The sequence below is a fragment of the Meridianimarinicoccus roseus genome (assembly GCF_003172915.1).
GTDB classification, from domain to species: domain Bacteria; phylum Pseudomonadota; class Alphaproteobacteria; order Rhodobacterales; family Rhodobacteraceae; genus Meridianimarinicoccus; species Meridianimarinicoccus roseus.
The window spans coordinates 1-14,125 of record NZ_QGKU01000008.1 but is presented as its reverse complement, the minus strand read 5'-3'; the positions used below and the strand labels follow the sequence as shown (position 1 = coordinate 14,125).

Annotated in this window: 12 protein-coding genes and 1 pseudogene; 2 read left to right on the top strand and 11 right to left on the bottom strand. The window is 63.5% G+C overall.

Features of this window, described 5'->3' with window-relative positions:
* The first annotated feature begins 122 nt into the window (after positions 1-122).
* Positions 123-437 carry a TraR/DksA family transcriptional regulator gene (locus tag DKT77_RS02340; RefSeq protein WP_109810142.1) on the top strand — a complete coding sequence of 105 codons (315 nt, stop codon included), beginning with the start codon at positions 123-125 and terminating at the stop codon, positions 435-437.
* Positions 438-603: 166 nt separating this feature from the next.
* Here the strand turns inward: DKT77_RS02340 and atzD are convergent, their stop codons facing one another.
* The 9 genes from atzD to DKT77_RS02295 all read right to left on the bottom strand — a co-directional run bounded on the left by atzD (position 604) and on the right by DKT77_RS02295 (position 9,865).
* The gene (gene atzD, locus DKT77_RS02335) at positions 604-1,683 is read right to left on the bottom strand and encodes a cyanuric acid amidohydrolase (protein WP_109810141.1); all 1,080 of its coding nucleotides are present in this window, start codon (positions 1,681-1,683) and stop codon (positions 604-606) included.
* On the bottom strand, positions 1,683-3,119 hold the full coding sequence (locus tag DKT77_RS02330; protein ID WP_109810140.1) for an amidohydrolase family protein: 1,437 nt from the start codon (positions 3,117-3,119) through the stop codon (positions 1,683-1,685). Before DKT77_RS02330 ends, atzD begins: the two co-directional genes overlap by 1 nt.
* A gap of 75 nt (positions 3,120-3,194) precedes the next feature.
* A complete protein-coding gene (locus DKT77_RS02325) occupies positions 3,195-4,214 on the bottom strand; it encodes an ABC transporter substrate-binding protein (protein WP_109810139.1) in 1,020 nt (339 codons plus the stop codon).
* A 34-nt stretch (positions 4,215-4,248) separates the two neighbouring features.
* Positions 4,249-5,007: an ABC transporter permease gene (locus tag DKT77_RS02320; protein ID WP_109810138.1), complete on the bottom strand. Its 759-nt coding sequence runs from the start codon at positions 5,005-5,007 to the stop codon at positions 4,249-4,251.
* Positions 5,004-5,819 (bottom strand): ABC transporter ATP-binding protein, encoded by an 816-nt coding sequence (locus DKT77_RS02315; protein WP_109810137.1) that lies wholly within the window; start codon positions 5,817-5,819, stop codon positions 5,004-5,006. The genes DKT77_RS02320 and DKT77_RS02315 overlap by 4 nt, the downstream gene beginning before the upstream one ends.
* A complete protein-coding gene (locus DKT77_RS02310; protein WP_109810155.1) occupies positions 5,816-7,234 on the bottom strand; it encodes a dihydroorotase in 1,419 nt (472 codons plus the stop codon). The genes DKT77_RS02315 and DKT77_RS02310 overlap by 4 nt, the downstream gene beginning before the upstream one ends.
* A gap of 7 nt (positions 7,235-7,241) precedes the next feature.
* A complete protein-coding gene (locus DKT77_RS02305) occupies positions 7,242-8,036 on the bottom strand; it encodes an SDR family NAD(P)-dependent oxidoreductase (protein ID WP_109810136.1) in 795 nt (264 codons plus the stop codon).
* A gap of 6 nt (positions 8,037-8,042) precedes the next feature.
* Positions 8,043-9,092, bottom strand: coding sequence for an ABC transporter substrate-binding protein (locus tag DKT77_RS02300; RefSeq protein WP_109810135.1), 1,050 nt, complete (start codon positions 9,090-9,092; stop codon positions 8,043-8,045).
* Complete coding sequence (locus tag DKT77_RS02295) at positions 9,089-9,865, bottom strand: cysteine hydrolase family protein (protein WP_109810134.1); 777 nt, start codon at positions 9,863-9,865, stop codon at positions 9,089-9,091. Before DKT77_RS02295 ends, DKT77_RS02300 begins: the two co-directional genes overlap by 4 nt.
* A 123-nt stretch (positions 9,866-9,988) precedes the next feature.
* Here DKT77_RS02295 and DKT77_RS02290 point away from each other — a divergent pair, with 123 nt between their 5' ends.
* Entirely contained in the window at positions 9,989-10,906 is a 918-nt protein-coding gene (locus tag DKT77_RS02290; protein ID WP_238547631.1) for a LysR family transcriptional regulator, read from the top strand.
* Positions 10,907-11,536: 630 nt separating this feature from the next.
* Here the strand turns inward: DKT77_RS02290 and DKT77_RS02285 are convergent.
* Both DKT77_RS02285 and DKT77_RS02280 read right to left on the bottom strand, forming a co-directional pair.
* Complete coding sequence (locus tag DKT77_RS02285; RefSeq protein ID WP_146204939.1) at positions 11,537-12,583, bottom strand: hypothetical protein; 1,047 nt, start codon at positions 12,581-12,583, stop codon at positions 11,537-11,539.
* Between the two features lie 582 nt (positions 12,584-13,165).
* A pseudogene (locus DKT77_RS02280) lies at positions 13,166-14,125 on the bottom strand (IS481 family transposase); the annotation flags it as partial.

Below are 14,125 nucleotides of genomic sequence, written 5' to 3'. Positions count from 1 at the left end.
GTGGTTCCGCAATTCGGCGCCGGGTGTGAAGGAAACCGCTAAACGGCAACGAAACTTGATCCAAATCAATGCTTTCCCGCGCGACTCCTTCACTCTGGCCTGAGCTTGGAGGAGGTGACGACATGGACATCACAACGCGCGAAGCCGCTCTGCGTACGCGGCGTGCCGAACTGACTCGGCACATGCGGATCGTCGAAAACACCCTGGACGAAACCCCGCCCGCCGATTGGGAGGACCGTGCTTCCGAGCGGCAAGGCGACGAGGTGCTTGAATCGCTTGGACAGGCTGATTTGGCTGAACTCAAACGGATCGATGCCGCGCTGGCGCGGATCGCTTCGGGCAGCTACGGCACCTGTGAGGGCTGCGGCGAGGCGATCTCGGACGCGCGTCTCGACCTGATTCCGGACACGCCTTTTTGCAAGACCTGCGCCCGCTGATCTGCAGCGAGAGGGTGCGGCGCGTCGTCAGGTCTGCACCAGGATCTGTGCAAGCAGATGAGGCGCAATTGATCGAGGCTTTCATGCGCCAACGGTTGCTCTTGCGAAGCCGTCACTTGAAACAGCCGGTTCAAGCTAATCGTTGCAGTGGGGCACTTTGCATTGCTCAAGTGCCGAGGTCGGATGCCTGCAAGGAGTATATGATTGAAACGGGGCCGCCGCCATCCGGCCCCTGGTGTTCCGCCCCGCCGGAGACGAACAACTCCGTGTGGCCGACCAACCCGGCAAGCACTCCGCCGACGAAGCCGCGCGCGTGGCGGGTGGCAGAAATGTCGCTGTCTTCCAACATCGTGTGACGCTGACCGCGCACCATGCCATTGGATGACGCCTCGGCCTTGGCGAGAACAGCGCGAACGGCCAGCGCTGGGTCGCCCGGTACCCGGGCCAGTAAGGAGCGGACGCTGGCGGCGTCAATGGCATCGGCCATGACCGTCGAGGCGATGCGCAGAGGGCCACACCAGCCGGGTGACTGCCCCAGAACGACGACTTCACAGGCCATCAACTCTATCCCCGCCGAACAGGACGCCCGGGACGACCAGATCGACCTGTCGGCGCCGATCATGTCGCCGGGCATGTCGCGCAATTCATCCAGCGCAAGCCCGACGCCAAGCGCCGAGGCACCGCGAGATAGCCCCATCGATTTCAGCATGTCGACCGTGGCCACGTCGCCGCCAACCGTGGCGGCGCGTGCGGCGGTCAGCAGCGGGCACTTTACCTGAACGAACTGCACATCGGCGGGGCTGTCGATTTCGGCCCGCGCCATGGCGCAGCGAACCGCGTCGCGCACGCGGAAAGCCTGTGCCGGGCGGCCGATCTCGGACGGTGACAAAGGCGGTGTGATTGCGGTGCCGATGGCCAGCGCCGGACCCGGGGTGACGGCATCCTCCGCTTTCTCCGCCGCGATCACGATCCAGTGCGGCGACAAGGCGCCCTCGGTTCCGCCGGACATGACCAGCGGAACGGTTTCCACCGCGTGCGGCTCAAGGTACCGCGCGAGCATTGCGCGGAGCGACTGCGTCGCGTAGGCGCGGGTGAAGTCGTTGACGCAGCCATTGCCCTCGGTTTTGCCGAGGATCGCCGCGATGGCATCCGGTTTCAGTCGACCATCCGCAAGGCAGGCCTCGATGGCGGACACGTCGCCAGGATCGCCCATCGACAAACGGAAAAGACTCGCCTTGCGTGGCATCAATGGCATCCCTTGTAGTGACCGGCGATGCCCGCCTCAATCATGGGCCATGCCGCAATGAGGCCCGCCCGGTCGCTAAGGCCCGTGCGGTAGGCAGCACGCAAGCTTTCCTCCAGTGCGGGTAGGTCGACGCCGGTGACCTGCCCACCGGACAGCACGCGCCGCCCACCGGCGTAGGCGTCCACGATCATGCCTCGCGCGGCGCGCGCGAAGACGAAATCGCGCGTATCGACCGGCATCAGCGCATCCCGGTCAAGCGCGTCGAGATCAAGGATCAGCAGGTCGGCAGGCATTCCGGGCGCGATGGTCCCGCCCGCCGACAACCCAAGCGCGGCGCGCCCGGTCGCGCAGGCCGCTTTCATCGCGCCCGCACGGCTCAGCCCGCCGCGTGCGAAACCCGGTGCATGGTTCAGCAGGTAAAAAAGGCGCAACTCGCGCAGCCCGTCGTCGTCTTCGTCCAGCGCGCAGCCATCAAGGCCCATCGCCACGTCCACGCCCGCTTCTAGCATTTCGGGCACGGGCGCCATGCCGGAAAACAGGTGCAGGTTGGATGACGGGTTCACCGCGATCCGCGCGCCGCGTGCCGCGACAGTGGCCAGCTCGTCCGGTCGCGCCCAGACGCAGTGCGCCAATGTCAGGCGGGGCGATAGCAAACCGGTCCGGTCAAGATGCGCCACGATCCCGCCGGGGTATTCTTGGTCCGCCCAGTCGCGTTGAGGCGCGGTTTCCAATAGGTGCATGTGCACGCGGCGGCCGCTGTGTGCCGACGCGTCCGCCACCGCCCGCAGCATCGCATCCGAACACCACTGCACTCCAGTCGGTCCGTATTGCACGTCCACGTGGCCTGGCAGGTCTGCTACTGCGTCGGCAACCGCGTCAACCCAGGCTAGTTGCGTGTCTACCCCGGGCAGCGGCCGCAGCCATGTGTCCGTGATCATCGCGCGCGTTTCGGGGTCCGCCGCCGCCAGCAGCGCATCATGCGCGCCATAGACCAGCGGGTTGCGGTCGCGCAGCGCGATGGCAAAGCCGATAGCCACGCCCACGTCCTGCGCGGCTCGGGCTATTTCGCGCGCCTCTTCGGGAAGGGGCATCAGCCCCATGGGCCGCGTCAGGTGCACCATGACCGAGGTCGCCCCGCCGCGCAGCGAACGCGCGAACGAGGCCGCCGCCGCCGTATAGGCATCGACAGCGGGCATCATGGCAAGGCTCGGCAGCCAGGTTTCCAGCGGTTTGCAGCCACATCCGAACGAGGTCGTGGACAGGGGACGCGCATGGTTGTGCGCATCTGCCAGCGCGGGGATGGCAAGCCGCCGCGGCCCTGCGGGCGGCGGCGCGGCGTCTAGCGCAGCGATGCGCCCGTCCTGTAGCGTGATCTCGACCGGTCCCGAGGGGGTGTAGTCCGCGCCCACCAGCGCGTCATGGACAGTGATCTTCATGGCGGTCCCCGGCAAAACTGCCTCGAAAAATGGAGAGGGAAGCGCACCCGCGCGGGTCGCGCGGGTGCAGGGCGATCAGAAGGCGCGAAGCTCCATCGGCGGTAGGAACGCATCAGAGAACACGGCGCCGGGTTCCGGCGTTGCGGGCAGGTCGTAAAGATCGCGGATCACCGCGATGGACCGCGCGAGGCGCGCCTCGTCGACGGCGCCGATGCCGTTGGCCTTGCTTTCGTCCGAGCGGATCAGGTTGGTCAGCGCGAAGTCCAGCCGCTTGAGCTCAAGCTCCGCGTTGCTCAGCGGTTCGATCTGCTTGATTACCGCGACGCCCGCTTCCGGGTCGGCCATGACGTCGGCCATGGCCCGCGCGATGGCCTTGACCATCCCAGACACCGCTTCGGGATGGTCGGCCAGAAGCGCGGGAGAAACCATCACCCCGTTGGAATAGATGTCCAGTCCGGCCGCGCCATAAGGGAACCAGGTGAAGTCGGTATCCGGGTCCATGCCCAGCCCGATGATGTTGAGGTAGCTTGTCACGTTGAACACCAGACTGCCATCGACCTGCCCCTGAATCAGCATCTGCTCCTGCAGGTTCGGCGCGACGCTGATCACTTCGACCTGCTCTGCGTCGAAGCCCGCCGCATCGGCCAGCGCCGGGAACAGCTTGGTGGATGCCGACCCCGGCGGAGCGCCGACCTTGCGGCCTTCCAGATCGCCCAGCGTACCGATCGGCCCGCCGGTCTTTGTCAGCACCGCGAAGGGTGGCTGGTTGTAGATCTGGTAGACCATCACCGGCGCCGTTTCGGGCGTCGTGGCCGCGTTCTGGATTATTGCGTTCATGTCGCCGAAGCCCGCGTCATAGGCTCCCGACATGATGCGCGTGACCGTCGCGGCGGACCCTTCGCCCTGGTCGATGGTCACGTCCAGGCCTTCTTCGGCGAAGTAGCCCTTTTCCTTGGCAAGGTAGAACCATGCGTGAACGCCCTGGATCTTCCAGTCCAGCGTGAAGCGGATCGGGATGTCCTCGGCCAGCACAGGGGCCGTGGCCGTGGCCGACAGTGCTACCGCAGCCAGCGCCGCTTTCAGAAGGGTTTTCATCGGTGTTCCTTTCCTTTCCATTGGGTGACAGAACTCAGTTGGACTTCCGCATGGCCCAGCCTGCCATCCGCCGTTCGATCAGCGAGAAGAGCGCATAGAGCGACACCCCCATGACCGCGAGGACCATCAGGCCGGAAAACACGAGCGGCACGTTGAACGAGGACGAGGCGATCATCATCATGTTGCCCACCCCCTTGTTGGAGGCGACGGTTTCAGCAATGACCGAGCCTACGAAGGACAACGTGATCGCCACTTTCAGCGAGGCGAAGAAATAGGGCATCGACCGCGGCAGCCCGACATTCCACAGGATTTCCCACTTGCTGGCCTTGAGAGAGCGCATCACGTCCTCCAGTTCTGGCTCGACGGTGGCGATGCCGGTCGCGACGTTGACCACGATCGGGAAGATGCAGATGATCATCGCGGTCAGGATCGCAGGAACCGTGCCCGCGCCGAACCACAGAACGAAGATCGGCACGACTGCGACCTTCGGAATCGACGATATGCCGACAAGGAGCGGATAGGCCGTGTCGTAGGCCAGCCTGGACGATCCGATCAGCACCCCGAGGCTCAACCCGATGGCGACACCGCAGACGAACCCGACCAGCGTGGTGTAGAGTGTCTGCCAGGCATGGGGCCAGATCGCGGGCGCGTACTCCCAGAATGCGGCCAGGATGCGGGTCGGCCGCGGAAGGATCAGTTCGGAAATGCCCGCGACAAGGCAGAACAGTTCCCAGAAGACGAATACGCCGACGATCAGTGCGGCGGAGGCGAACTTGCGCATTGCCGGGGTCATGCCGCGTCCGCCTTCGGCGGTTTCGGTGCGCCCACGATAAGGCGACGCAGGTCCTGCACCAGCCGCGCGAACTCGGGCTCGAATGTGATGTCGATGGCGCGGGGCCGGACGAAATCGACCGCGCGGTCCTCGACGATGCGGCCGGGACGTGGGCTCATCACGCAAATCCTGTTGGCAAGGTAGGCGGCCTCGCGCAGATCATGGGTCACGAGGATCACGGTCGAACCCCGGTCGATCCACAAATCCTGCAGGGTCTGCCACAGTTCCTCGCGTGTAAACTGGTCCAGCGCACCGAACGGTTCGTCCAGCAGCAGCAGATCCGGGTCGTGGATCAGCGCGCGGCACAGATTGGCCCGCTGCATCATTCCGCCGGACAGTTGCCACGGGCTCTTGTCCGCGAAATCCTCCAGCCCGACCTGCGCCAGAAGCGCATCGGCCCGGTCGCGGAAGGCCCGGTGACGTTCGGCGCGATAGTCCTTCTTGAAGGGCGGCACGATCTTGAGCGGCAGCATGACGTTGTCGCGCACGGTCATCCAGGGCAGCAGCGACGCGCTTTGAAACGCCATGCCGACGCGCAGCGGCTTTGCGCCCAACTCCCGCCCGCCGAAAAAGATGTTGCCGGTGCTGGGCTTCAGAAGCTCGCTGATCAGTTTCAGGATGGTGGACTTGCCGCACCCGGACGGGCCGACCAGCGCCACGAAATCACCGCGCTTTATGGCAAGGTCGGTCGGGGTCAGCGCCTCGGTCCGGGTCTTGCCGGTCCCGAAGGTTACGCCCACCCGTTCGAGATGCACGAAGCGGTCGTCGGTCATGCCGCACCTCCTGCAGCCAGCAGGTGGGCGAGCGTCTGGTCGGTGTTGCGGGGGCAGGGCTGCGGCATGCGCTGGATGTCGGTAACTTGCCGTCCGTGCCCGGCTATGTCCGGCACCAGTGTTCGGTTGCGCTGCACGAAGCGCCCGCGCACCAGCGTGTGTACCGGCGCACCGATTGTCGTTCGTCCCTCGAACGGTGTGACCTTGCCGCGGCTGTGCAGACGGTCCGCGGCAATCACTTCTTGCCGGTCCATGTCCAGTACGGCGATATCGGCGTGGGCCCCGACAGAGAGCCGCCCTTTGTGCGGCCACATCCCGAACGCCCTCGCCGGATTGGCCGACGAAATCCGCACGTAGTGTTCCAGCGTCATGCGCCCTGCGGCGACCTCGGTCAGCATTAGCGGCATCTGCGTCTCCACGCCGGGAAAACCGCAATCGGCGTCCCAGATCACCGGGTTGCGTTTTTCTTCGGGCGTATGGGGGGCGTGGTCTGTCGCGATCATGTCCACCACGCCGGTCTGAAGCGCATCCCAGATAGCGGCGCTATCGCGCGGCTCGCGCACCGGCGGGTTCACCCGGATCACGCTGCCCAGTCGGTCGTAATCGCCGCTGTCGAGAAACAGATAGCAGGGGCAGGTCTCGCCCGTCATGTCCACGCCGCGCGCCTTCGCCTCGGCCAGCGGGCGCAACTCTCCGGCGGACGAGATGTGCAGCACGTGAACGCGCGCACCAGTCCATTCGGCCAGCACGGCGGCGCGTGAAACCGCTTCTATAGCCACGATCTCGGGGCGAGCGCCAATGTGATGCAGCGGCGCATTCAGCCCGGCGGCCGCCAGTCGCGCCTGCCGCCACGCCATGATCGACGCGGTTTCCGCGTGCAGCGAAATGCGCAGGCCGGATGGCGCGATGATCTCGAAACCCTCCAGCATCGCCCCGGTAGATGGCGAGGGCAAGTTGCCGAAAGTGTTGCCCATGAAGCACTTGAATGCATTCGCGCCGACTTCGATCAGGCCCGGAATCTCGGCGATGTTATCCTCGGCCAGCAGGCCGTAGATCCCGAAATCGACGCAGGACTTGCGCGCGCGCGCCTGCTTGTCACGGAATTCCCTCACCGACCGGGTTGGCGGATCGGTGTTGGGCATCTCGAAAACGGTGGTGACCCCGCCCATCGCCGCAGCCTGCGATCCGGTGCCCCAGTCTTCCTTGTGCGTGTACCCCGGTTCGCGGAAATGGACATGCATGTCGATGGCGCCGGGGATCAGGTGCAGGCCCGACACGTCGACGACTTCGCGCGCTTCGGTCAATGTACCGGGCGCGGCGATGGCGGTCACGGTCTCGCCCGTAATGGCAAGATCCGCCTGTTCCCGGCCCGTTTCGTTGACGATGGTGCCGCCCTTCAGGATCATATCGATCATGCTTTCCTCACAGTGATGCCCAGCCGCCATCGACCGGCAGGTCGACGCCTGTGATCTGGCGCGCCCGTTCGGACGCGAGGAACAGGGTCGCGGCGGCGATGTCCTCGTCGGTGCTGATGCGTTGCAGGGCATAGTCCTGCGCGTGTCGCGCGGCCGCCTCGTCCTCGGTGAGGCCGTGCTGCGCGGCGACCTGCGGAACGACTTTGGTACGGAAACGCGGCCCGTCCACCATGCCCGGGGCCACGAGGTTGACATTGATGTTGTCGGGTCCAAGCTCCAGTGCGAAGCTTTTGGTCAAGCCGCGCAGACCCCATTTCGAACTGGAGTATGCCAACCGCATCGCGCGCCCGCGCATTCCGAACGTGCCGCCCACGTTGACGATCTTGCCCGACCGTTGCGCCCGCATGGTCGGCACGACGGCGCGGATCGTGTTGAAGGGGCCGCGCATGTTGAGTTGCACGATCTCGTCGAACTCAGCCGACGTTGTCTCTGCACCGGTCTTGCCGATCGGCCCGGTCCCCCCAGCCACGTTGACCAGGATATCGATGCGCCCACCGAAAAGGTTGTGGACGCCGCCGATGGCCGCGTCCACCGCGTCGGCCGAGGTGACATCGCAGGGCAGGATATGTGCCTGTACGCCCAACCGCCGTGCCGCTTCGGCCACCGGTTCGATGGCGGCAGTGTCACGCCCGAGAAGCGCGAGATGCGCGCCCTCTGCGGCGAAGCCCAGCGAGATCGCGGCGCCCATGCCCTTCGCGGGACCAGTGACTACCGCGATCTTCTCTTTCAGTTCCAGATCCATTTGAGCCTACAGCAGCTTGTAGATCCGTTCGTCCGGCGCGGGCAGGAACGCGTCGGTGAACACCTCTTCGCTGGCCGGCGTGCGTGGCAGCCCGTCGGCGTCGACCACGATGTCGATAGCGCGTGAGAAGCGGTCCGCATCGACGGCACCCAGCCCGGTCGTGGCCAGTTCAGGATGATTCATCTCGTCCTGCAGGGTGGCGATCAGGCGCTCCTTCTCGACCGCCTTGTTGATCAGCGGCTCGCGGCGGGCGACGCTATCGACCGCTGCATCCAGATCGGCCAGCGTGTCGGCGACACCCTTGTTGATGGCCCAGATCATCCCGCGCACAAGTTCGGGGCTTTCCTCGACCATTTTCTTGGGCACGATCATGCCGTTGGAATAGAGGTCCATCCCGTAATCCCCGTACGAGATGAAGCGGATCTCGCTATCCGGGTCCATACCGGACAGCTTGGCTGAGAAGCGGATCGTGTTGACATAGCCAAACACGCCTTCAACCTGCCCGGATTTCAGCATTTGCTCGCGCAGGTTGGACTGGAAGTTCATGATCTCGATGCCAGACGTATCGAGGCCCGCGACGTTGGCGAAGGCCGGGAACAGCTTGAGCGCGCCGTCATTTGCTGCGCCGCCCAGCAGCCGTCCTTCCAGATCCTTGGCGGTTTCGATGTCGGACGAGGACAGCACCCCGACGGTGAAAGGTGGCTTGTTGTACATCTGATAGACGCAGATCGGCGCCTCTTCGGGGTTGGTCGCGGCCAGGCGGATCAGCGCGTTCACGTCGCCGAAGCCGACGTCATAGGCGCCGCCCGCCACCTGCCCGACGGCGGCGCCGGACCCGTTGCCCTGGTCCATCGTCATGTCGATGCCGACCTCGTCGAAGTAGCCGTTGTCCTGCGCAAGGAAGAACCACGATTGCGGCCCTTGGTAGCGCCAGTTCAGGATCATTTTCATCGGTGTTTTGCCCTGCGCGATGGCGGGCGCGGCCAGACCGCCGACAAGGGCGGTCGCGCCCGAGGCGGCGGCAAGCTGGGTGAAACGGCGGCGGGTCAGCGTCATGTCGTGGCTCCTGTGTCTGTAGGGGATTGGAACGCGCCTAGCAGCGCGTCGCTTTTCGTGGTGAAACCGTAAAGAAGGCGGACGAGATAAAGGATTGCGTCGGTGACATGTGGTGGGGACACGGTGTCTGTGGCATCCTCCACCAGCACGGCATCGAAGCCCTGGAAACAGCCGTCGGCCAGCGTCGCGAACACGCAGCGATCGAGGTTCACGCCGACATAAAAGACCGTAGCTATGTCCCGACGGCGCAGGATCGCCTCCAGTTCGTTGTCGCGGAACCCTGACAGGCGGTGCTTGAAGACCTTCAGGTCGCCGTCCAGCACGTCGATGGCCGGAACGCTGCATGCGCCCCACTTGCCCTGCACCAGCACGTCGCCCGAAGGGATAGTGTCACCGTATCCAGGCGCCGCGCCGCAGGACGACCCTTTGTCGACCACATTGGCCGGAAGGTTGGCAAGATCGGCCCGGATGCCCCAGTTCAGGTGGATGACCTGCGCGCCCCTGTCGCGGAAGGCGGCCGACAATGCGTTGATCCGGGGCACGATGCCCAGAAGTCCGGATGTGTCTGCGCCGCGCACTGTGGCGAACCATCCGTCCGGATCAAGGAAGTCGTTTTGCATGTCCACGACCACGAGAGCGGCACGTGACAAGTCCACAGTCAGTGGCGCGGGCTGCGCGTCGAAGCGGATCGGGCGCGGCACCCGCGGTGGACGCATGAGGCTGATGGCCTCACCCTCGCGGCTCCATCTGTCGGGGCGCTTGTCGCCTGCCATGATCTCTCGCCTCCTTGTCGCGAGAACACTCACCAAGGATTGCGTTGCTGTCTTGTGCTATTTTTTCTTCGCTCCGTTGCCTAAAATGCAACGCTTGGCTAGCGTTGGGCCATGAAGCACTTGGTGACCTTTCGCGTGATCGAAGCCATCGCGCAGACCGGATCGATCCGGTCTGCTGCAGAACGGCTGTCGCAGACACCCTCTGCGGTGCAGCGCCGGTTACAGAATTACGAGGAAGAGCTTGGGTTTCCGATCTTCGAACGGACGGCCAAGGGTGTGCGGCTGAATTCTGCGGGTGAGCTTGTGATCCAGCATATCCGCGAGACATTGGCTGATACGGAGCGGCTGAATTCGCGCATCGCTGACCTTGCCGGAATGCGGCGGGGCCATGTGAGCGTCGGGTGCAGCCAAGCGCTTGTTCCCTATTTTCTGCCACGCGAGATCGCAGCTTATGGTGCGCTGCATCCGAACGTCACCTTCGAATCAGTGGTTATCGAACATGAACAAGCCGCCGAGTTGCTGGAGTCATACACGGTCGACGTCGTTCTCGTGTTCAACGAGAAAAGCGTGCCCGACTACGATGTGCGCCTTGTGGTTCCGCAACGTCTGATGGCGATCATGGCCGTCGATCATCCCTTGGCCCGCTATGACGTGCTGCGCCTGCGGCAGTGCTATGCCTACCCGGTCGCACTTCCGGTGCGGGGGTTTGGGGGGCGCGCGCTTCTGGAACAGGCATTGTACGGCAAGACTTTCGCCGCGCCGCCGAGCATGGAAAGCAATTCGTTCGAATTTCTCAAGGCGCACGTGGCGATGACTGACGCGATTACCTTCCAGATCGAAATCGGTGCGCCAGACGGTACCGAAGGCGCGGGCATCGTCAGTCGCTGCATCGACCCGCGCGACGTCGTTGGCGGGATGCTCTACGTGGGGCAGCGCCGCGCCCGGACCTTGCCGGTTGCCGCTTCGCGCTTCGTCGAAAAGGTCAGCCGGACCCTTGCCGATGCCTACGGCCCGGCAGCGCGCCGGAGCGGTCCGGGGTAAAAACCGGCAAAGAAACTCAAAGCGGAAACTGCCTGGCCATCTGACGATCGCGTAACGTATCTCGCAGCATACGCCGGAGGCAACAAGCCGGGGGCGCGTCGCTCTGTGCTGTGCAAGGGCACAGATGGGTGCGCCGGACATTCCAAGTTGAAAGGAAAGACGAGGGCGAAGCGGCGCATGGCCGTTGTGATGCAACAAATCCAGATGGATGGAACGATCTTCAAGAAGAAGACGACGCTCATCACCTCAACCCAAGTGCTGTGCCTGCGTGACCGCGGGCCAATAGGTCCCGAAGCGACGCGGTTCAAACAATGTCGTGGTCGTGACCGTTGACAGCTTCGCTGAGCACGCCAAGGCTATGGTCATACCGTAGCCGCATGGAACCAGCACAATGTCTGCAATCCTTGCCCTGAGCAACGACGCAAGCATGGTCCCAAAGGATCTGGCGAAAGAGCTGCAAGATGGCAGGTGAACTGCCTGAGCCAGAGCAAGCCGCTGCCGTGATCGTATCGGGTGGCTAAAATCTCTGGACGCTTGGGCACCTGTTACCGAAGTCTTTAGCCTAGGTGTTTGATCCCACAATTTGGCTCTCGTGGTATGGTTTCGCCACTGCAGCGAGAGAATATCCTGTCAGTGGAGCGGCAAGGATGACCTAACATCGTGGCGCTTCCGCTGTGCCATCCCGAGTGCGGCCAATCCAGACAACAGCGCCAAAACGCTGCCGGGCAGGGAGACTGGCGGCAGGGCAGGGTCGTCGTAGTGCGTGGTCGCGTTAAAGGACTGGAAGAACCGGACCCTGAGCGTTGAACCCGGGCCCATAATCGTGTTCATCACGAAGCGGCTGGTCGTATCCAGCTCTGAAAGTGTGGGTGCCCCCGTGCCGATTGCCTCGGCGCTGGCCGAGAAGACCACGCCGTCGAACAGACCGTTGCTGGTCACGAGATCGGTCGTCGTAGAAGTGCCAGGATCGCTGGCCGAGATGCCGGTATCCTCATCGAAAGGCCCTGCCAGCGTCAACGCAATGTCGCCGCTCGAAATGAAGGCCAGGGTGAAAAACGCCTCAGCCATCGATCCGGTTCCGGCAGCGTCGGCAGAGGCCGACAGGGCAATGTCGAAGCCGGCGTCGATGGAAAATGCGTAGGTTATGCTTGCGCTGTTGTTTGTCAGGAACAGGTCTCGGCCGACCTCATAGCCGCTCGCGGCGCTGGCGTTCCCGGCCAAGTCGGGAAAAGCTAGTGTCGCCGTGCCATTCAGAACGCGATCCAGGTTGACTGGCCGGAGCCGCGGGCCCGGGCCAGGCGAGATGGTCGTCTCCACGTAGAACAAACCGCGCGCCGTGCCTCCATCCGGCAGGCTTGTCATGTCTGACTCCGTGTTGATGAAAGGTTGTGGCGGATCATCGAAAACCCCGATCTGGATGAAGTCGTTCTCGCTTTGTGTGGCCGTCGGGTCGTTCACGGCGCTGTCGACATCGCCGCTCAAAACGGTCACGAAACCCGAAGAAACGTCTATGTCGGTGGGCGGAATGCCATCAGCGATGGTCAGGTCTGCAACGATGGATGCGGTCGCGCCGATGTCCAGTGTCGCCGCCTCGAGTGGGGTGATCGCAATCCAAGCCATGGAGAATGCCACACTGCAGCAAAGCCGGTTAATCCCAGTCCCGATTGTAACCTGCATGCCGTGGACCTTCCTTAATCCAGCCTTTCCGTAACGTTAACGAACCTGCGGTACGATCAGGCTCCAGTCAATTCAGAAATGGCCTTTCGCGCCCGCGCTGCCTGGTTCACGGCCTAAAGGACGGAGCGGTATAAAAGCGACTTTCTGCCTGACCGACGCGCGGATGGCCAAGATTTCCCTTTTCAGTTCCCAAGTTGCACGGCAATCCTAGGGTTGATGGCAGCATTCTGCGTTCGAATATTTTCAATAAAGCAATGGCTTGCGTTGGCGTGAAGCTCCTTCCGTGTGTGGTCCGCACAAAACGTTGCTAGACTCAGGGCTTCGGTAACGGGGCGTACCAGTCAAGCTTTTTGCGCAGAATGATTGATCCGCCAGAGCAGTTGAGTTGTAACTTTTCGGGTCCACCCTGCGTGCTGTCGCGGCTTTCGGCTGAGGTTCTTGGGGAACATGCTTCGGTTCGTGGTCAGCGCGATGGCTGCCAACATGATGCTGGTTGGATGTAATTCCGATGTGCCCATCTCATAGGCGTGCTTGGCAAAAACCAGCGACAGTCCTGACCACGGCATCATCGGAACCACGTCCCTACAGGACCTCAAAGGTGTTCAGTCCCAGCATCTGGTGGATTGGGTCGAGGATGAATCGATCCGGCTCTGAGGTCCAGATCTTGCAGATGTATTCGTAGGGCGTGAGGCCGCCGAGTGTTTAGAGCCGTCGGGCGTGGTTGCAAGCTGCCATGACGTCGGCAAGGTGCGTGCGCAACTGATCGTGGCTGTCGTAGTGGTATCGCTTGACCGTTGCGTCCTTGATCGTCCGGTTCGTCCTTTCGACCTGGCCGTTGGTCCATGGATGGTTGGGCTTGGTCAGCCGGTGCTCGATGCCGTTCGCTTCGCAGATCCTGTCAAAACGCATCGGCCGAGAGAGGATCGTGGTCCGGTTCCCAGGCTGATCTGCGAACTGAATGCCATTGTCGGTTGGGACCGTGTGGACATGCTAGGGCACGGCCTCGAGCATGTGCTGCAGGAACTCCCAAGCGGTGCGCCTGTCGGCTTTCTCGACGAGCCGGGTCACTGCGAACTTGCCGGTGCGGTCGATACCGACGAAGAGATAGAGCTTGCCCTCGGCGGTCTGCACTTCGGCGATGTCGATGTGAAAGAACCCGATCGGGTAGCGTTTGAACTTCTGCCGCTTCGGCTTGTCGCCCTCGACGTCTGGCAGGCGCGAGGTGCCATGTCTTTGCAGGCATCGATGCAGTGCCGAGCGCGTCAGGTGCGGGATCGACGGCTGAAGGGCATAGAGGCAGTCGTCGAGCGGCAGCAGCGTGTGACGCCGAAAAGCGACGATCATCGCCTCTTCCGGTTCGGTCAGGACCGTCGAGCGCGGCTCTCTTGGGCCAGTTTTGAGATCCTCGACCGTCGCCCGCTTACGCCACTTCGCCACCGTCTTGGGGTTGCTCCCGAACTCTCGGCTTAGCTCCGAGAGCGAAGCTTGCGATCGCTGTATCGCAGCTCTGACGGCGTGCGTGGTCGTGGCGCTGCCATGACG

Bases quoted from the DNA above. Each gene is read 5' to 3' on its own strand.
- DKT77_RS02340 (WP_109810142.1), top strand. From the start codon at position 123: ATGGACATCACAACGCGCGAAGCCGCTCTGCGTACGCGGCGTGCCGAA.
- atzD (WP_109810141.1), bottom strand. From the start codon at position 1,683: ATGCCACGCAAGGCGAGTCTTTTCCGTTTGTCGATGGGCGATCCTGGC.
- DKT77_RS02330 (WP_109810140.1), bottom strand. From the start codon at position 3,119: ATGAAGATCACTGTCCATGACGCGCTGGTGGGCGCGGACTACACCCCC.
- DKT77_RS02325 (WP_109810139.1), bottom strand. From the start codon at position 4,214: ATGAAAACCCTTCTGAAAGCGGCGCTGGCTGCGGTAGCACTGTCGGCC.
- DKT77_RS02320 (WP_109810138.1), bottom strand. From the start codon at position 5,007: ATGACCCCGGCAATGCGCAAGTTCGCCTCCGCCGCACTGATCGTCGGC.
- DKT77_RS02315 (WP_109810137.1), bottom strand. From the start codon at position 5,819: ATGACCGACGACCGCTTCGTGCATCTCGAACGGGTGGGCGTAACCTTC.
- DKT77_RS02310 (WP_109810155.1), bottom strand. From the start codon at position 7,234: ATGATCGATATGATCCTGAAGGGCGGCACCATCGTCAACGAAACGGGC.
- DKT77_RS02305 (WP_109810136.1), bottom strand. From the start codon at position 8,036: ATGGATCTGGAACTGAAAGAGAAGATCGCGGTAGTCACTGGTCCCGCG.
- DKT77_RS02300 (WP_109810135.1), bottom strand. From the start codon at position 9,092: ATGACGCTGACCCGCCGCCGTTTCACCCAGCTTGCCGCCGCCTCGGGC.
- DKT77_RS02295 (WP_109810134.1), bottom strand. From the start codon at position 9,865: ATGGCAGGCGACAAGCGCCCCGACAGATGGAGCCGCGAGGGTGAGGCC.
- DKT77_RS02285 (WP_146204939.1), bottom strand. From the start codon at position 12,583: ATGCAGGTTACAATCGGGACTGGGATTAACCGGCTTTGCTGCAGTGTG.